At 38.5% G+C, this 17,892-nt stretch carries 16 protein-coding genes; 5 read left to right on the forward strand and 11 right to left on the reverse strand.

The genetic code is table 11. From position 1 onward, the window contains the following. The first annotated feature begins 22 nt into the window (after positions 1 to 22). Positions 23 to 1,438, forward strand: coding sequence for an energy transducer TonB family protein (locus ACSQ6I_RS20330; protein WP_438892106.1), 1,416 nt, complete (start codon positions 23 to 25; stop codon positions 1,436 to 1,438). Between the two features lie 100 nt (positions 1,439 to 1,538). On the opposite strand, the gene ACSQ6I_RS20335 is transcribed toward ACSQ6I_RS20330, so the two are convergent. The 6 genes from ACSQ6I_RS20335 to ACSQ6I_RS20360 form a co-directional block, all read right to left on the reverse strand. Further along, positions 1,539 to 1,838, reverse strand: coding sequence for a c-type cytochrome (locus ACSQ6I_RS20335; protein ID WP_438892324.1), 300 nt, complete (start codon positions 1,836 to 1,838; stop codon positions 1,539 to 1,541). Positions 1,839 to 2,238: 400 nt separating this feature from the next. Then, positions 2,239 to 2,658 (reverse strand): plastocyanin, encoded by a 420-nt coding sequence (gene petE / locus ACSQ6I_RS20340; RefSeq protein WP_438892107.1) that lies wholly within the window; start codon positions 2,656 to 2,658, stop codon positions 2,239 to 2,241. Positions 2,659 to 2,942: 284 nt separating this feature from the next. After that, positions 2,943 to 3,434 (reverse strand): photosystem II cytochrome c-550, encoded by a 492-nt coding sequence (psbV, locus tag ACSQ6I_RS20345; protein ID WP_438892108.1) that lies wholly within the window; start codon positions 3,432 to 3,434, stop codon positions 2,943 to 2,945. A gap of 336 nt (positions 3,435 to 3,770) precedes the next feature. Then, positions 3,771 to 4,607 carry a carbohydrate ABC transporter permease gene (locus ACSQ6I_RS20350; RefSeq protein ID WP_438892109.1) on the reverse strand — a complete coding sequence of 279 codons (837 nt, stop codon included), beginning with the start codon at positions 4,605 to 4,607 and terminating at the stop codon, positions 3,771 to 3,773. Then, a complete protein-coding gene (locus ACSQ6I_RS20355; RefSeq protein ID WP_438892110.1) occupies positions 4,604 to 5,440 on the reverse strand; it encodes a carbohydrate ABC transporter permease in 837 nt (278 codons plus the stop codon). Before ACSQ6I_RS20355 ends, ACSQ6I_RS20350 begins: the two co-directional genes overlap by 4 nt. Before the next feature lie 183 nt (positions 5,441 to 5,623). Further along, positions 5,624 to 5,878 (reverse strand): FitA-like ribbon-helix-helix domain-containing protein, encoded by a 255-nt coding sequence (locus ACSQ6I_RS20360; protein WP_438892111.1) that lies wholly within the window; start codon positions 5,876 to 5,878, stop codon positions 5,624 to 5,626. A 490-nt stretch (positions 5,879 to 6,368) separates the two neighbouring features. On the opposite strand from ACSQ6I_RS20360, the gene ACSQ6I_RS20365 reads away from it, so the two are divergent. After that, positions 6,369 to 7,106 carry a nuclease-related domain-containing protein gene (locus ACSQ6I_RS20365; protein WP_438892112.1) on the forward strand — a complete coding sequence of 246 codons (738 nt, stop codon included), beginning with the start codon at positions 6,369 to 6,371 and terminating at the stop codon, positions 7,104 to 7,106. Positions 7,107 to 7,169: 63 nt separating this feature from the next. Here ACSQ6I_RS20365 and ACSQ6I_RS20370 read toward each other — a convergent pair whose 3' ends face one another. Further along, positions 7,170 to 8,411, reverse strand: coding sequence for an ABC transporter substrate-binding protein (locus tag ACSQ6I_RS20370; RefSeq protein WP_438892113.1), 1,242 nt, complete (start codon positions 8,409 to 8,411; stop codon positions 7,170 to 7,172). A 158-nt stretch (positions 8,412 to 8,569) separates the two neighbouring features. On the opposite strand from ACSQ6I_RS20370, the gene ACSQ6I_RS20375 reads away from it, so the two are divergent. Continuing rightward, positions 8,570 to 10,012, forward strand: coding sequence for an MFS transporter (locus tag ACSQ6I_RS20375; protein ID WP_438892114.1), 1,443 nt, complete (start codon positions 8,570 to 8,572; stop codon positions 10,010 to 10,012). Between the two features lie 62 nt (positions 10,013 to 10,074). Here ACSQ6I_RS20375 and accD read toward each other — a convergent pair whose 3' ends face one another. From accD to leuB, 4 genes are all read right to left on the reverse strand, one after another. After that, a complete protein-coding gene (gene accD, locus ACSQ6I_RS20380; protein WP_438892115.1) occupies positions 10,075 to 11,025 on the reverse strand; it encodes an acetyl-CoA carboxylase, carboxyltransferase subunit beta in 951 nt (316 codons plus the stop codon). Between the two features lie 441 nt (positions 11,026 to 11,466). Then, positions 11,467 to 12,288 (reverse strand): prepilin peptidase, encoded by an 822-nt coding sequence (locus tag ACSQ6I_RS20385; RefSeq protein ID WP_438892116.1) that lies wholly within the window; start codon positions 12,286 to 12,288, stop codon positions 11,467 to 11,469. Positions 12,289 to 12,354: 66 nt separating this feature from the next. Then, positions 12,355 to 12,615: a hypothetical protein gene (locus ACSQ6I_RS20390; RefSeq protein ID WP_438892117.1), complete on the reverse strand. Its 261-nt coding sequence runs from the start codon at positions 12,613 to 12,615 to the stop codon at positions 12,355 to 12,357. Positions 12,616 to 12,706: 91 nt separating this feature from the next. Continuing rightward, positions 12,707 to 13,795, reverse strand: a complete 1,089-nt coding sequence (leuB, locus tag ACSQ6I_RS20395) for a 3-isopropylmalate dehydrogenase (RefSeq protein WP_438892118.1) — start codon at positions 13,793 to 13,795, stop codon at positions 12,707 to 12,709. 378 nt (positions 13,796 to 14,173) lie between these two features. On the opposite strand from leuB, the gene ACSQ6I_RS20400 reads away from it, so the two are divergent. Beyond that, positions 14,174 to 15,028, forward strand: coding sequence for a mechanosensitive ion channel family protein (locus tag ACSQ6I_RS20400; RefSeq protein WP_438892119.1), 855 nt, complete (start codon positions 14,174 to 14,176; stop codon positions 15,026 to 15,028). A gap of 1,192 nt (positions 15,029 to 16,220) precedes the next feature. Beyond that, positions 16,221 to 17,819 (forward strand): hypothetical protein, encoded by a 1,599-nt coding sequence (locus ACSQ6I_RS20405; RefSeq protein ID WP_438892120.1) that lies wholly within the window; start codon positions 16,221 to 16,223, stop codon positions 17,817 to 17,819. The last annotated feature ends 73 nt before the right edge of the window (positions 17,820 to 17,892 follow it).

Here is a 17,892-nt window from a genome sequence, read left to right on the forward strand (position 1 = left end):
AGCCGAGTGAACGATAACAGCTATGTCTTACGTCTCCCTACTGAAAAATATACCAGAAATATTAAGTCAACCAACCGGGATAGCAGCTATAGCCTCTCTGGGCATCCACGGTGCTATCGCCTTGATTGTTCCCTTAATGCCTGTTGATTCCAAATCTACAAAAACTGATTCATCTCAAGCAAAAGCGGTCGGATTAATGGAATTGAGTCCATCTGATCAAAGCCGTTTGCCACAAATTATTGATCCATCCCAAGTTGCATTACAAACACCCCAACTGCCCCTACAACAGCAACTGCCTTCGGGAAACTTGAGCAGTCAATCAACAATAATGCCACCCTTGCAGCCACCTTTATCTAGCCAGCAGGTACTGCCACCCATCCCCCAATCATCTGCCAACTATAATCTTTCTTACTTGCCCAGAAGGCAGCCCGTCCAGAGATTTGCTAGAAACGATTTTCGGACGCAAATTTCTAATTTTCGAGTTCCTAAAAGTACATTTTCTCCATCAGCGTCTCCTTTTGTTGACGACCTGGATGCCAAAATTAAAGAAACTCAACCACTAAACATCAATAGGTTGCCACAAGTTCAGGCAGATAATAAATTTGCAGAACCGCTAAATAACCCATCTCCAGACCCAATTGATATTGGCGCTGGAACAACAGCATCGGGAACTGCTCAACCACAACAAATGCAGTTGGGAGATAATGGGGTTCAAATTGCGGCAAATTCTCCGTCTGACCTGGCTGCTGAACAATCTTTTCCAGGTAAAGGTGAATTAGCATCAGCACCAAGAAGGTTAATGCCATCCCCAGAAACTACAACGAGGCAACAACCAGAACGGACTAACTTCAATCAGTCTGATTCACAAGCCCAGAAAAGGGAAGAGTTATTGGCTAACCTCAACTCTTACAATGCCCTCAGAAAAACAATTCAGCAAGAATATCCCAACGTTAAAGAACAAGCAGTTATTCGTGAAACTATCTCGACAGATCAACGAGGTATGGAAGGTACTGTCGTGGGTCGCTTGGTGATAGATCCTGATGGCAAGGTTTTAGATATCAAGTTTCAAGATCGGTCAGTAGCTCCTCAACTGCAATCGAAAACTAGGGAATTTTTTAGCGCTAATCCACCTAAAGTTTTCAAGCAGACTAGTTCTTATCCATTCCAATTACGGTTTCAGAAAAATAACGATAGCAATAATACTCAGGAAACGACTGTAAAAATCCAGCCTTCACAGAATCAAGATTCTCAAACAGTATCTAAACCAGAAGACAGAAAAAATCAGTCGAATGCTCAATCTGTGGTAATTCCCAATCCTTCACCGATATCCGTTGGGGAAAATCAGCCTACTGTCTCTACGCCATCTACTCAAAAGCTGATCCAAAATTTACGTCAAATTAAGGAAGAAAGACAAGAAAAGTCAAATAAAGAACAATAAAATTATTGTGGTAAGGCTGCCGCTATAACTGCGAGTAGCCTTTGCATTGGTTCAATCCCGCTGTGTAACTATGGGATCACTCATAACTTAACACTCAGTACTACTCGTTTTTCCAGCCTTTTTCAGCTTTTTGGAAAACATAAGCTGCTGCTTCTATAATTTCTTGATCGCTCAACTTATTCCTGAAGGTAGGCATAGCACCTTTTCCGTTTTGTATTTGGTGGATAATTGCCTGGATAGGTTCAGTATCATAATTTTCTAAGTATTTTGCTAATGCTTCCTTTTCTAAAGTTTTATGTTCAACCAGAATGTTAGTGCCTCCGATATGGCAAGAAGCACAGTTAGCGTTAAATATCTTTCTACCGTTAATCGTTTCTGTTGCTAAGGCTGGATAAATCATTGTCCAGTTAAAAAAAGCGATGCCTATGGCGAGCAAAGCGATTCCTAGCAAGCGCTGAGTGCAAGGCACACGCTTCGCGAACGCTATCGCTAACAATAAAATTAGTAAACGTATTTTCAAGAAACTTTCCTCGCAACCAGTATTCTGCCACCGCACAACTGTTGCTAGTAAATATATCTAGGGCTAATAGCAGCCTCAAATATTTAGTTACATCTCCAGTTATTAGCTATTACGTATAATATAATACGGATTCCCTTTGTGAATAATTTGAAAAAAATTAGCGGTAACTAGCTTATCCCTCCATAATTACCTGGGAATATAACTTGTTACCGCTTTTTATCAAGAGTTTCTGCCACTTAATAAGCGAAAAAAATCATCTGGTATTCCAGCAGAAAGTTTTTTAGCCTTCAACAATGATTTTACCAGCCATACCAGCACCACGGTGAGGAGTGCAATAGAAATTGTATTCACCAGCAGGTGCATCTGCGGCAAAAGTTGTTGTTACTGTCTGTCCAGGATTCAACAGCAATTTATTGTGAGACAGAGATGCAGCTAAAGCTTTATCTTGAGCAGGGTTTTTGGCAGGATCAAAAACAACATTATGGGGAGCAAGTTTGTTGTTAACCCATTCAATTGTGTCACCTGGTTTAACTGTCAACTTACTGGGTTGAAATTGTAACAATCCTTTGTCACTACCCAATTTGACCTGAAATGTTTCAGCAGATGCGGTGGGAGCAAAAACAGCAAAGCTGCTCACAACTAAAAGAACGGTCAATACAGCTAGAGTTAAGCGTCTCCAACTTGCTGCAATTAATTTCATGGCTCTCTCCTGAGATATAGTTTTATTTTCCTGTTCTCATTTTAAATACAATCAACACCAAATATGACAATCTGTCATAGATGAATTTTTTTAAACCAAAATACAAAGTTCCCAGTCCTGCTTCCAGAGAACAAATTCAAGCAAAAACCGAAATCATCTATAACTAATGATGAAAGTTGTGCTTAAATGCACTTAAGTATCAGGACTGGGAACTCAGATTTTTTTACACTCAGGGCAATATTATTGCCCTACTTCACTTGTTAAGGAGGCTAACCAGGAGATATTTAGTAATAAATTTTACCTCCACCCCATTTTGTACCAACAACTTTTGGTTGAATGAGGATGTGACCTGCGATCGCTTTTAAGTCATCATCGGTCAGGTTTCTCATTTCTGTAAAGATATCAGCGCTCTTAATACTGGGATGTATTTCAGAAATCTCTTCTTCACCGTCGTAGGTTGTAGGATTCTTCATGTAGTCTACCAACCCTTCAATGTTGTCACGTTTTGGTGTAGCTCCTGCCAAAGCTTGTGGTTCTAGTCCCACGTTTTGGTTAGTCTTAGTTACGCCACCAGCATGACATTGAGCGCAAGTGTCATTAAATAAACGTTTACCTTTGGCCAGTTCTTTGACACTGATGACAACAGTATCACCTTGTTCATTAAATGGCACTGTCCGGGTCGCTTTATCCACTTCCACCGCTGTTGCACTACCAACAAGCATCTGAAAAGTCAGCAAAACAGTAATTACAGCAACGCCAATTAATCTTCTAAACATATTTCCCCTCTCAGTTTTTAATGCTCAACACAACTAAGACACTAATAGTTCCAAAAGCATAGATATTTATCTGATGCTAAAAGTTTGCCGGGTATCAGGCCGACGGGGAGAACTAGAACACCCCTGATCCCTGGGCTAAAAGCTGTCGGGATTACTTTACGTAAAATGTTCTCGCTATCATTAACATCAGCATGAATCAGTTTACCATTAGCTGCTCTATGCTGTTGCTGAACTGAGTTTCTCTATAAGTAAGAATAGGGTCAAGAGCGGGCATGAGAATGGGGAGATTTTATTTTTTGATACAAATCTTTATAAATAAATTTACATTTTGTAAAGTTAACCTTTGCCTCCTGTAAAAGTTACGCCTTGAATAAAGTAACGGTTAAAAAAGGCGTAAATTCCCACAGCTGGTAGGGTGAATATCATTGAAGCTGCCATGATGTAATTCCAATAGCTGATATATTGACCTTTAAAGCTATTTAACCCTAAGGGTAGTGTAAACATTTCTGGGTCAAATAAAATCACTAGAGGTAGTATAAAATTATTCCAACTGCCCATAAATACAAAAACGGTCTGTGCTGCTAGTGCGGGTTTTGCTAGGGGTAAAACAACATCTCGAAAAATCTCCCAGGTGTTAAAACCATCTAATTGGGCTGCTTCTTCTAATTCTTGAGGAAAATTAACAAAAAACTGCCGCATCATAAAGATAAAGGTGGCATTAACCATGCTGGGTACAATCATGCCTTGGTAAGAATTGAGCCAACCCAACGCCTTTAAAATCAAAAATGTGGGAATTAGGGTAATTTGTGTGGGTACTGCTAGTACAGCTAAAATCAGGAAGAACCAAAAGCGTTTACCGACGAATCGCAGTCTAGCTAAGGCATAACCAGCCATTGAATTTAGAATTAAGTTTAAAAGCGTGACGCTGAGTGCGATCGCAATACTGTTGAATAACCAGCGAAAAAATAGCGGTTCTTGGAAAAAGATTTGCTTGTAGTTATCGAGAGTAAAATTTTGGGGGATGAAATTTGGCTCACCACTGATGATTTCTGACAGCGGTTTGAATGATGCAGAAAGCGCCCATAGGAAGGGAATCAGGGTAATTAGGGCATAAATTGTCAAAAAGAGGTATAAGACAACTTTAAGACAGAGAAAGCGAGAGATATGAGTCAAATTCTGTCACCTCCGAAGACTTTCCGCTGAATTAGAGTGATAGTAATGATGACTGCTGCGAGTAAAAATGCGATCGCAGCTGCATATCCTAATTGTAAATTTCTAAATACAGCTTGATAAATTAGCAATACCACTGTCAAAGTAGCGTTATTAGGGCCACCAGTCCCACCAGAGAAAATATAAGATTGGTCAAATAGTTGAAAAGTGCCAATTATTCCCACTGTGACTACAAAAAACGTCACAGGTTGCAGCCAGGGAAGAGTAATGTAAAGAAACCTCTCCCACCAATTTGCACCATCTAATTCTGCTGCTTCATAAAGTGTGTGGGGGATATCTTGTAAAGCTGCTAAATAAATCACCATATAAAAAGGTGCAGTTGACCAAATATTCATCATCATGATACCTTTGAGTGCAACTGCTGGATCTCCTAACCAGTTATACTTAGGTAATCCGATCAAGGCGAGAAAATCATTTAGTAAACCATCGGTATTATAAATCCACATAAAGATGAGTGTTAGCACCGCAGAAGATGTGACTGTGGGTAAAAAATAAAGAATACGCCACCAGCTTTTACCACGAATACCAGAATTTAAAGTTACAGCTAAAATTAAAGCCAAAATGGTTTGACTAGGTACAACAATAGCAACATATTCTGCTGTGTTTTTTAAAGCAATCCAAACCTGTTCATCTTCTAGCAAACGGGTGAAATTGCGAAAACCAATGAATTTATATTCAATACCGCCTAAAAGTTGAACTTTGTGGAGAGAAAGAAAGACAGCGTAGAGAATTGGTAAAATTACAAAAGTGCCTAAAACGAGAATTGTAGGCATCATGAAAAGATACCCTGTTAGGTTTTCTGTAATTTTCCAGCGTGGGTTTCTGTGTTGTCTGTTAATTGGAAACACAACTAAACCTCGACAATCTTTTATAATGTTAAAGCTTTCGCTATAATTTAAAACATCAGATTTATTCCTGATATTTTTTTAATAAAAATTATGGTAAATCTCTAAATTTATTCAATAGTTTCGATCCTCATGCAAAAGTTCCACACTGTCACTAAAACTTTTACCTAAATGACGATGACGTGCAGCATCTATTTTCGCCCATGCTTGTACTTGAGTAGATTCTTGATTGACTAATTCAGCATCTACAAAATTTTCTAAAATTGCTTTGACTTCATCTTCTAAGCTGCGGTTATGGCTTTGAGCTAAAACCTGTAGTTTATCTAATACAGCAGGATTAATATTTTCTAGTACAACTTGAGTCATCATATTTCCTCACTTTAGTATCTACATTAAAACTTCAACTTCCTGAGCGATGCTTGTATAGAATTATCTCGTTCCCAGTCTCTGACTGGGAATGCTTTTTGCGAGGTTCTACCTCCTGTCCAAAAGTCACTTCAGTAATTTACACAATAACAGAAGGCAGAGCCTTCTAAACTGCATTCCCAGGTAGAACCTGGGAACGAGAGAACGATGATAATCTGTATTATATCGAGTTTTATCTGAGTTGCATAATTATTAATACTGTTTTATTATGATGATTACATAATTTGCTTTTAAATCAAATATGAATACCAATTTACCGAAAAATTATTTAAAGGCTATGGTTTACGTTCAGAACTTGATGCTTCATATAATGAAGAAAAAATTCCATTAGAAATAGAGAAAAAATACACTTTTTGAAAATCTTGGGTTTCCTTCCTCAACCCAAGCTACATCTACACAAGAATTAAACCAAAATACAGAGAATTAAAATTTTATGCGAACCCTTAAACAATCTCCTGAACTGAGGGAAAAATTCCAACAACAAGTAGACGGAAAAAAATCTGTCAAACGTCAAGAAGTTCAAGAATCATTAGGTAATGGCTTTTTGGGTTCATTGGGTGCAGCAGTATTTGAAATTAAACAATTTCAAAACCAATTTAAAGGTAATGTAGGAGAATGGAGTGTTTCACTGCTGCTGAAATCATTACCTGATAGTTGGGTAATGTTTAATAACGCTTTAATACCTACCTCTAACGTAAATACTTTAACGGAAATAGACCTCTTAATTATTGGTACAGGTGGTATCTTTTTAGTAGAGGTAAAAACTTGGAAAGGTTCATTTACTGCTTATAAAGATAAATGGAAACGACGAGAGGGAAACAACTGGGAATCAATATCAGATAGTCCAACTTCTCAAAGTATTTACCATCAAAGAATGTTTAGTCAGTGGATTAATTCTTTGATTCCTAATTTACCGAATGGAGTAGTTAAGGCTCCTGTAATTTTTCCTGTAGCTAAATGGTTAGGAGTGACTGATTGCTCAGTTCCGGTTTTGCAAGGTATTCCTGCACTGCTACAGATGATAGTAAGTTCTGATGATTGCTTAACACCAATGCAAGTACAGGTAATTGCTGAAGCGGTTGAAGATTTGACAATTCCCGCTCAAAATGTTGAAATCTCTAAACCGATTTCTAAGCCTAAGCTTATTAAGCGTGATAATTTGAAAGATTGAGTTCTTGAAAATATTGGGTTTCGTTCCATTTCTTCGCAACGCTAACGCGAACAACCCAACCTACTATTCCATCATTTTAATCTGCTGATTAGCGTTATTCTGCGCCCTCAACATTGCCTGATTTAATGGCTGTTCCCCCAACAAGGCACTTAAAAATTGATTATCAAAATTATTCACAATTGCTGCTGGATATTCCCCTACTTGCCAAGGAGTAGCGTAATTAACTCCCGCTACTAAAGCAGACCGTAAAGCATCTTGATCGTAACCTAATTTCTCCGCTACAGATTTACGAGTTGGTAAAGCGAAACCTGTGGCTGTCCACTTTTCCATTCCTTGTTTACCGGTGAGATAAGAAATTAATTCCCAAGCTGCTTTTTTATGTTTTGTTTGTTTATTCATTACATAGGCAACAGTATAAACCATTGTGCCTTTTTTATTATTAATTTTGGGGACTTCTGCTGTTGCAAAATCTATCTGCGGGAAGGTTTCTTGAAGATAAGGAATTGCCCAGTTCCCTTCAATTACCATTGATACTTTACCTTGACCAAACATATCACTACCAGAACTAGCACCAACATCGGATTTAAGGGCTGAGGTTCTGTCTTTTTGATATTGCTCTATCACCAAATTTAAACCTGTTAAAGCTGCTTCATTAGCAAAAGCAGCATAACCATTTTTATCAATTAATTTTCCACCATAAGCTTTAATTTTATAAGTCTGACGTGCCAATTCTGGACTTTCGCCAAAGCCGAATTTATTAACTTTATCTGTTAGTTTTTCAGAATAGAATAGTAGTTCATCCCAATTAGTTGGGGGATTACGTATACCTGCTTTAGTGAATGCTTTTTTGTTATAAAATAAGGCTAGTGTGGAATAGTCTTTAGGAAAACCGTATATATGATTTTTGTATTTAAAGCTGTTAAGTAAATTTTCTTCAAAGTCTGCTAAATAAAATTCAGGTTTAATGTAACTATCTAGAGGTTCTAAAACATTTTGACTCATCAAAAAAGGAGCTTCTAATGCATCTAGATAAAATACATCTGGTGCTGCTTCTCCAATTAAGCGGGTTTTAATGACATCCATGTATTGATCAGAGATTACTTCATATTTAACTTTGATAGTTGGGTGTTTTGCTTCAAAGTCTTGTAATACCTGTTTGAGGAGTTTTTGTTCTACAGGGGAACCGCCCCAACCACTGAGTTTAATGGTAACTGATGATGTACTGGGTGGTGGTAAGCGGTGACAACTAATAAAGATAGTTGCTATTACTAATCCCCAAAAATATAACCATTTGCGTTTGTTCACAGACAGATAAAAGTTTTTCTTTATTCTCTTATAGCTGCTGTAACTCAGGACTGATATTTAACTAATCTAAATTTTTGTTGAGAAATAATAGATAAAATAACAAATAATTGTCATTCACTTAATTTGTGCTATGTTGCGTCATCTGTAGATGATAACTTATGGACTCTGTTCAAGTTGAAACAGTTGCATCTTTAAATCTGGAAATTCCTCAGATTGATTCATTAACAACAGTTCTATCTTCTCAATCTAAATCTAGCTCTCGTTTTTCTAAAAATGCTATTCGTACCAGTTTACAAGCATCTACTCTAGATGCTATTTTCGCGGCGATTTTTTCTATTACTACTGGGGGGATTTTACTCAGTAAATTTTTGGTAGAATTGGATGCTAGTCCAGTTGTTTTTGGGATGCTTTCTTCGATTCCCATGCTGGTAAATCTGATTCAGCCATTGGGTGCTTATATCTCAGAACGAACTACTAGCAGATTTCAGTATTCCGCGCTTGTTTATGGGATTTCTCGGCTATTGTGGCTGATTTTAGTAATAGGTATTATCGGTACAAGTTGGGGAGTTATAAATTCTCAACAGTTGGTGATATTAACTCTGTTAATCGTTTTTTTTAGTCATCTTTCAGGTGGACTAGGAAGTGCATCTTGGATGAGTTGGTTAGCGATAATTGTACCTCGACGGTTGCGTGGGAGGTATTTTGGAATTCGCAATAGTGCTACCAGTTTGACTAATTTGTTGTGTGTACCTTTGGCTGGTTTAGCTGTTTCCCATTGGTATGGGGGAACTCTCCAAGGTTATGGAGTAGTTTTGTTTGTAGGGATTTTGTTTGGGTTGATTAGTTTAGGATGTCAGTATTTCAAAATTGATGTTAATCCCCAATTACAAAATACTTATATAGTTGATTCTTCTAACATTAAAAATGAATTAGGCGAAATAACTGATACGGGATTAATTCCTCAAAACCAAGAGGATAAGGGTTTAGCGATGCTCAATCCCTACAATATCGGTAAAAACTCGAATTTTTGGATATTTTTACTGTATTTTAGTTTATGGATGCTGGCTTTTAATCTCTGCACCCCTTTTGTTAATCTTTATTTGCTAGAAACTTTAAATGTAGATGTGGGTTGGGTGACGGTTTATAGTAGTTTGCAAGCGGGAGCAAATCTGCTGATGTTTGTGCTGTGGGGTAAGTTAGCAGATAAGGTGGGAAATCGCCCAATTTTGATATTTGTGGGGATTATTGTGGCTGTCACGCCTTTGTTGTGGTTTGGAATTAGTAATAGTAAGTTAGATATCTGGTTGTGGCTACCACTATTACATATTTTTGTCGGTGGTACTGGGGCGGCTGTGGATTTATGTAATAACAATATGCAAATTGGGATTACACCAGTTAGGAATCAATCAATCTATTTTGCGATCGCAGCTGCTATTGCTGGAGTAACTGGTGCATTAGGGACAACGATTGGCGGTTTTATCGCCCAATCTCCGCATTTTGGCGGTTTATTAGGTTTATTTGCCCTTTCTAGTATATTCAGACTAGCAGCATTAATACCGCTGATTTTCGTCAAAGAACAAAGAATAGGAAATAGGGAATAGGTGACAGTTGTTATTTTCCCCCTACTCCCTGCTCCCTGCCCCTTGTCCTCTTCCCCAGTCCCCTACTCCGCAACAGTAGAAGTCAAACTCATGGTTTCCCACAAAACCATATTGGGTGCGGTTGGTATAGGCTGGTGTAAAGCAATTAGCTGTGTCAAAGTATTCTTTAATTGGGTACGGGGAACAATATCATCCACAAACCCATGCTTGAGCAAATCTTCAGCGGTTTGGAAATCTTCGGGTAGTTTTTCTCTCAAGGTTTGTTCAATTACTCGTCTTCCAGCAAAACCAATGGTGGCTTTTGGTTCAGCAATGATGATATCACCCAACATCGCAAAACTGGCTGTAACTCCGCCTGTGGTGGGATTAGTTAAAACAGGAATGTATAATAAACGAGCATCTTGATGGCGTTGTAAAGCTGCGGATATTTTGGCCATTTGCATTAAGGAGAGCATTCCTTCTTGCATTCTCGCACCGCCGGATGTGCAGATGATAACTACAGGATAGCGGCGTTGTGTGGCTTGTTCAATCATGCGGGTGAGTTTTTCACCAACAACAGAACCCATGCTACCACCCATAAAGCGGAAGTCCATGACTCCCAAAGCGATAGGTAAATTGTTAATTTGACCTATACCGGTTCTGACTGCATCTATTAAACCAATTTTTTCCTGTGTTTCCCGCAAGCGATCGCTATAAAGTTTGCGATCGCGAAATTGTAAGGGATCAGTTGGTCGCAAATGCTCATCTAAAGGTTTCCAGGTATTTGCATCAATCAATTGACGGATACGCTCATCGCTATCTACCCGATTATGATGACCACAGTCCACACAGACCATTTGATTGGCTTTCAGGTCTTTTGCATAACTTAAAACACCACATTTAGGGCATTTATGCCACAAACCATCAGCAATTTCCCTTTCTTGGCGTTCTAAGCTGCTAGATCCTGATTTACGCCGATTTGCAAACCAATCAAATAAAGACTTTAAACCGCGTGATTCTTCGTTGTTTGCCATTTTTATCTTATTTAAGTAGGTACGAGGTCACAAATAGGTCAATCAATTTTAGATTTGAGATTGACCTTACCCGCTTCTAGGGTGTACAAAATTGTTTGACTACATCATCAAAACTACCCTAATTAGCAAGTCAAACCTGATGGGAGCATATTTTGCTTGTCAGCTTAATGACAATGATTTTGCCAATAATTTAAGTCTATTACTACCGTCTTAGTGGACTTTATTATATCAAGGTATTGGCAAAGTCTTAAGAATTAAAAACCCAATTAGAATGCATTTTTATCCTAATTAATCAGGATTTTGCTAGTTTATAAGCAGTCAGAATTTATGGCATTAGTTGTATGTGCCAACTGCATATTTGGGCGGTAATACCAGTCATAAGTTAATATTACCAAAATATAAAGGGCAGATGGGGTAATGAAGGTTACATTCATCTTGTTTTCAAGATGCAGGAAGAAATAACCGCAGGTAATGCGACAAAATAGTTTCACCGCTAAAAACAGCAATTACCGCTCCCATCGCTAAGAAAGGCCCAAAAGGCATCTTTTGTCCTATTTTATGACGTGATAGCATAATTGCGCCTCCACCCACTAAAACTCCCAAGGTGCAAGCCATAAAACCAGCTATTAATAAATACTTCCAACCTAACCAAGCTCCCATCATGGCTGCTAATTTCGCATCACCTGCACCCATAACAGCTTTACCATAGGCGAGGGAACCAAGAATTGAGATACTATCAAACAACCATAAACCCATAACTGCACCGAATATACCGAGCATTAAGTAGTTTCCGACTCCTACCCAGCTACTTGTTGACAGAAAACCAACACCCATTTGAAAGACTAAGCCCAATATTAACCCGGATTGAGTCAGTGGGTTAGGTAAGGTCATAGTATCCCAATCTACAAGGGATAAGGCCAATAACCAACTACAAAAAGCCCAATAACCGATTGTTAAAATTGAAAATTGAAAGACCCAAAATACGATTAAAAATATGATGCCTGTTATCCCCTCGACTAAGGGATAACGGCGAGAAATCTTGCTTTTACAATATCGGCATCGCCCTTTTAACCACAGCCAACCCAAGACCGGTACATTATCGTAAGATTTGAGCTTGTTTAAGCAATGAGGGCAACGAGAAGGCGGCCAAAGTACTGATAATCCAGCGGGTAGACGATAAACTACAACATTGATAAAGCTACCAATTGATGCACCTAAAGCAAAGACAATGATACTCGCAGGGACGAAGATCAAAATGTCCATATAGTATTTTGTCCATTAGTTATTAGTCATGAGTCATCGGTTAGTGGTTAATTTCTTCCCTGTTCCCTAGTACATATACGATTCTATCTGATTCAATGGTATAAAACATTCTTGTGGTAATAGTACTGGATGTTGAGTAAAAATCACCTTACCCCGATGAGTTACTAGACTAATTGCTACTCCTGAAGGTTGCCCAACGATTTCGGGATGTACTTCACAGTAGGTGTAGTAGATGTATCCAGCGGCTTTAATTACGGTGGGATCAACCAAAGGCATCTGGTTTTTTGGGGCGGGAAAATTCGCCTGTCCTTGTTGTGCAACGTACACTATTGGTGTTTATGTGATTTATAGATTTGCTTCTAGTTTATCCGAAACTTTTAGCAAAGAATGTTAAAATCCTCAACGTTAAATGAGGAAATTATTTTCCTTCTAGGATTTGAATCAATGCATTGCCCATAGCGCGACAACCCAAAAGATTCATCCCTTCAGACATAATATCTCCTGTGCGATCGCCTTGTTGTAAAACTTGTAACACTCCATTTTCAATCAAATCCGCCGCTTCTGGTTGATTTAAGGCATAACGTAACATCATCGCTGCACTCAAAATCTGTGCCAAAGGGTTAGCTTTATCAAGTCCGGCAATATCTGGGGCTGAACCGTGAACGGGTTCATAGACACCAGGGCCAGAAGCACCCAAACTTGCAGACGGCAACATCCCAATGCTACCAGTGAGCATAGCCGCTGCATCAGAAAGAATATCACCAAATAAATTCCCTGTCACAATTGTGTCAAATTGTTTAGGAGCGCGTACTAACTGCATTGCTGCATTATCAACATATAAATGAGATAATTCAATATCTGGATATTCAGCAGACAGTTTAGTGATACATTCTCGCCACAGTTGAGATACTTCTAACACATTAGCTTTATCTACCGAACAGAGTTTTCCTCCCCGTTTCCGCGCCGTTTCAAAAGCTACTTTGCCAATTCTGTCAATTTCTGATTCGGTGTAAACCATCGTATTTACACCACGTTTTTCACCTGTTTCTGTAGCAAAAATCCCCTTGGGTTTACCAAAATAAATCCCACCAGTGAGTTCCCTCACCACCATAATATCTACGCCTTCCACCACTTCCCGTTTTAAAGTGGAAGCATCAATTAACTGGGGTAAAATTTTGGCAGGACGCAAATTTGCAAAAAGTTCTAAACCTGCACGTAGTCCCAATAAACCCGCTTCTGGGCGTAAATGAGAGGGTAGAGAGTCCCATTTGTAACCACCGATAGCAGCAAGTAAGACGGCATCGCTATTGCGGCACATATCTAAGGTAGCAGCTGGTAGGGGTTCACCTGTTGCGTCAATTGCAGCACCACCAATTAAAGCTGTTTGAAAGTCGAATTGAATATCAAAGCGTTGTCCGACGACTTTCAGCACGTCCACTGCTACGGCCATGATTTCGGGGCCAATACCATCTCCGGGAAGTAGTGTAATGCGGTAGTTCTGAGTCATAGTCAGGTTTTTCTAGGTAAATGTTTGTAGACTAAATATCATACCTAGCAATTGTGCCTATGGAGTTTTTAATTTTTGTTCAAAACGGCTTAAGTACAATTTAAAGGTAAGGTGAGCCGGGTTGGGGAGAGGTTCATCAAATTCACGTTAAGAGTAAGTTAGGTCGGCGTGGAAATCAATTTATGTAACGAAATGTAACTCAAACAAATTTTATAAATAGCTGATTTCACAGTTTTTACAAAACTAAACAAAATACATTAGTTGTGTCTTAGCAACTTATGTAATGCAACTAAAAATAAAAAAATTATCCATATGTATTTTTGCTTAAAATATAGTTGTTTCTTGATCGTGTTAAAAATTCAAAACCAAAACTAATTTATGGATTTCCAACAAATTAGCAAAGTTGCTGCCGAACTGTTAACTACAGTTGGACTCAAAGTTGTCGGTGCAATTCTTCTCTGGCTAATTGGCCAGAAATTAATTGAGTTTGGGATAAAAGGATTAAGACGTGTATTTAGAAGTCAAAGCGTTGAACCAACACTCATTAGCTATCTGTTAAATATCATTGCCATAACATTAAGAATTGTTTTGGTTGTGGCAATTCTTGGCTTCTTTGGTGTAGAAACAACCTCCTTTGCGGCATTACTGGCTGCGGTTGGTATTGCCATTGGTGCCGCATGGGGTGGATTGTTGGCTAACTTTGCAGCAGGTGCATTTTTAATTATTTTCCAACCATTCAAAGTTGGTGATTTCATCACAGCCGGAGGTGTGACAGGAACTGTGGTAGAAATTGGACTTTTTACAACTACTTTAAACACACCAGATAATGTGATGACAATTGTGGCAAATAACAAAATATTTGCTGATAATATCCAGAATTATTCCGCTAATCCTTACCGTCGTGTTGATCTATTAGCTCAACTAGCTCATGATGTTGATCATAATCAAGCGATCGCACTTTTGAAAACTAGAATCAGCCAAATCCCTAACGTGCTTACAGATCCAGCACCAGATATAGAAATTCTCACCTTTAACTTGGCTGGCCCGGTTCTAGCAGTACGTCCATATTGCCATAATGATCACTACTGGCAAGTGTATTTCGACACCAATAAAATCATCCGTGAAAGCTTTGGGGAAGCTGGCTATCCAGTTCCCGAACAGCGTTATACAGTCAATGGTTCATCTCCAAATGGAGGAAACGTTTTGATCTCCATGCCATCAGAAATAGGGTAAATATTCAGATAAAACTTTTTTCTCAGCTGAGTTTAAAGGGTTTGTACCAATTTTATGTGAGGCTATTCAGAATCATGAACTCAATTTAATTATCCGTCTTTATCTGTATTTCTCTGCGGTTAATTATTATTGATACATTATTCTATGCAACTTCATATCAATTTGGTATTAGAGAAAATGGAATTTAAAAAGTTTCAATATTTAAGAACAGGTAGGGTTTACACCTTACCTGTTTTATTGGCTCTACGGTACTTGTTATGCTAAATTACCAAGTCGATAAGAGGGAACTCTTAACAGGGGAAAAGAGACAATATTATGCAATAATGTTAAAAATTCTGCATCATTTCTTATACAAATTAAGGTTTCTGGGATTTTTTGCCTAGATTTTGCATATTAGGTACTGAAGAACTATTTTATTTACCAATACTTCTATGAAAATCTCGTGTAATTGAGAAAGTCAAAAACAATACCTGACATCCCGGAGAGTATTTAATGTTAAAAAAATTGCTATGAGACAGACCCAGGTATATTAAAATTTGGCATATATATATTATTCGTTGCCTTAAATTTTAGTGGAAAATAAATAATAAATAAAGCATATCATATCCAATATGAAGAGTATGTAAAAAATGAATATTCAATCTAGATAATGGAAAAAGATAGATTATTATGTATTTAATAAATAAACCTGGTCTTGCTGGATATCAAGCTAAAATACACCAAAGTCACAAAATTAACTTCAGGAGCAATAAATTAAACTATTATTGCGTTAGTTAATTAAAGTTTTGCTTGAAGCTTTCAGAAAGATCAATCATAAGGCGAACTTTCAATATAATTTCAGGGAAGAGAGCAGTTCGCACAATATTAGAAGTAAGGAGTCAAGATTTATAATCCAGAATGTTTGTCAGAACCAGGATATCCATCTTAGACAATTTCATATCCCATCACTCCAATATCTGACAAGCAATGTTAATTATGGATCATCTATTCTGAATCCTTACTATTAATCTACAAGTAAATACACGGCAATTTGTATTTTCTATACCAGGTAGCCATAACATTTGTCATTCAAATTAGTAATTGACAAAGTGGATGTAGCCTTCATCTATCAGAAATGACTTTTGGGTATTTTTCGCGTTTTAAATTAGCAAGACCTAGTTTCCGAACAACCTGATTAAAATTCGGAGAAATTATGACAATTATCTTTGGTGATGACCATCCAAATAATTTGGTTGGAACAGCTGATCATGACATTATTGATGGTCTGGGGGGAAATGACATTCTCAAAGGTAAAGATAGCAATGATACCCTTGAGGGTAGAGAGGGTGATGATAGACTAGAAGGTAACAATGGCGACGATTCATTATACGGGCATAATGGACGCGATGTCTTAAATGGTGGAGCAGGCAACGATTTCCTGATGGGTGGAGCAGGTGACGATACTTACATAGTTGATAGTACAGGAGATGTTGTCAGTGAGGACAATGGATACGGTCAAGACGCAGGTGGTACTGATATAGTCAAGTCTTCTGTAACTTGGACTTTAAGTAATTATGTTGAAAATCTTGTCTTCACTGGCACAGATAGCATTAATGGTACAGGTAACGCCCTCAACAATATCATCAAAGGCAACAGTGCCAATAATTCGCTTTATGGTGAAGCTGGTAATGATAACCTGGAAGGTAACGAAGGCAACGATATACTCTACGGTGGTGATGGCAACGACGTACTAGATGGTGGAGTTGGCAACGATACGCTCTATGGCGGTGCAGGTAACGACACTTACATAGTTAATAGTACAGGAGATGTTGTCAGTGAGGATAACGGCTCTGGTGGGGACGCAGGCGGTACTGATATAGTCAGGTCTTCTGTAACTTGGACTTTAAGTAATTATGTTGAAAATCTTGTCTTCACTGGCACAGATAGCATTAATGGTACAGGTAACGCCCTCAACAATATCATCAAAGGCAACAGTGCCAATAATTCGCTTTATGGTGAAGCTGGTAATGATAACCTGGAAGGTAACGAAGGCAACGATATACTCTACGGTGGTGATGGCAACGATGTACTAGATGGTGGAGTTGGCAACGATACACTCTATGGCGGTGCAGGTAACGACACTTACATAGTTAATAGTACAGGAGATGTTGTCAGTGAGGATAACGGCTCTGGTGGGGACGCAGGCGGTACTGATATAGTCAGGTCTTCTGTAACTTGGACTTTGAGTGATTATGTTGAAAACCTTGTCCTCACAGCCACAGATAGCATTAATGGTACAGGTAACACGCTGAACAATATCATTAAAGGCAATAGTGCCAATAATATTCTCTATGGTGAGGGTGGCAATGACACTATTGAGGGTAACGATGGCGATGATGTGCTTCAGGGTGGTGATGGCAACGACGTACTAAAGGGTGAAGTTGGCAACGACACACTTTTTGGTGGTGCAGGTAACGACACACTCTTTGGTGGTGCTGGCGCTGATATCTTTGGCTTCAATAGTTTCAGTGAAAGCCTTGATAATATTAAGGACTTCAATGTAGCTGAAGATTTTATTCAAATATATCCGCCTGGTTTTGGTGGAGGGTTAACTGTATCCCCACTTGACCCTAATCAATTTACCATTGGTTCCAGTGCGACGACCGGTGAGCAGCGATTTATCTATAACAATAGTACAGGCGCACTTTTCTTTGACCAAGATGGAAATGGTACCGCATTTGTTCAGACGCAATTTGCACAGTTATCTACAGCACTATCCCTCAGTGCAGCCAATTTCATTGTTTTAGTCTAATTGTGATATCAAATTCTGTTGTCTAGAGTTGACAGGACTCTAGCAGAGAACGTATAAATTAATCCTGTGAGAA

The sequence above is a fragment of the Anabaena sp. WFMT genome (genome assembly GCF_051781005.1).
In the GTDB taxonomy this organism is placed as follows: Bacteria; Cyanobacteriota; Cyanobacteriia; order Cyanobacteriales; family Nostocaceae; genus Anabaena.

Bases quoted from the DNA above. Each gene is read 5' to 3' on its own strand.
- ACSQ6I_RS20365 (WP_438892112.1), top strand. From the start codon at position 6,369: ATGCGAACCCTTAAACAATCTCCTGAACTGAGGGAAAAATTCCAACAA.
- accD (WP_438892115.1), bottom strand. From the start codon at position 11,025: ATGGCAAACAACGAAGAATCACGCGGTTTAAAGTCTTTATTTGATTGG.
- ACSQ6I_RS20360 (WP_438892111.1), bottom strand. From the start codon at position 5,878: ATGATGACTCAAGTTGTACTAGAAAATATTAATCCTGCTGTATTAGAT.
- ACSQ6I_RS20375 (WP_438892114.1), top strand. From the start codon at position 8,570: ATGGACTCTGTTCAAGTTGAAACAGTTGCATCTTTAAATCTGGAAATT.
- leuB (WP_438892118.1), bottom strand. From the start codon at position 13,795: ATGACTCAGAACTACCGCATTACACTACTTCCCGGAGATGGTATTGGC.
- ACSQ6I_RS20335 (WP_438892324.1), bottom strand. From the start codon at position 1,838: ATGATTTATCCAGCCTTAGCAACAGAAACGATTAACGGTAGAAAGATA.
- psbV (WP_438892108.1), bottom strand. From the start codon at position 3,434: ATGTTTAGAAGATTAATTGGCGTTGCTGTAATTACTGTTTTGCTGACT.
- ACSQ6I_RS20330 (WP_438892106.1), top strand. From the start codon at position 23: ATGTCTTACGTCTCCCTACTGAAAAATATACCAGAAATATTAAGTCAA.
- ACSQ6I_RS20400 (WP_438892119.1), top strand. From the start codon at position 14,174: ATGGATTTCCAACAAATTAGCAAAGTTGCTGCCGAACTGTTAACTACA.
- ACSQ6I_RS20355 (WP_438892110.1), bottom strand. From the start codon at position 5,440: ATGATGCCTACAATTCTCGTTTTAGGCACTTTTGTAATTTTACCAATT.
- petE (WP_438892107.1), bottom strand. From the start codon at position 2,658: ATGAAATTAATTGCAGCAAGTTGGAGACGCTTAACTCTAGCTGTATTG.
- ACSQ6I_RS20405 (WP_438892120.1), top strand. From the start codon at position 16,221: ATGACAATTATCTTTGGTGATGACCATCCAAATAATTTGGTTGGAACA.
- ACSQ6I_RS20385 (WP_438892116.1), bottom strand. From the start codon at position 12,288: ATGGACATTTTGATCTTCGTCCCTGCGAGTATCATTGTCTTTGCTTTA.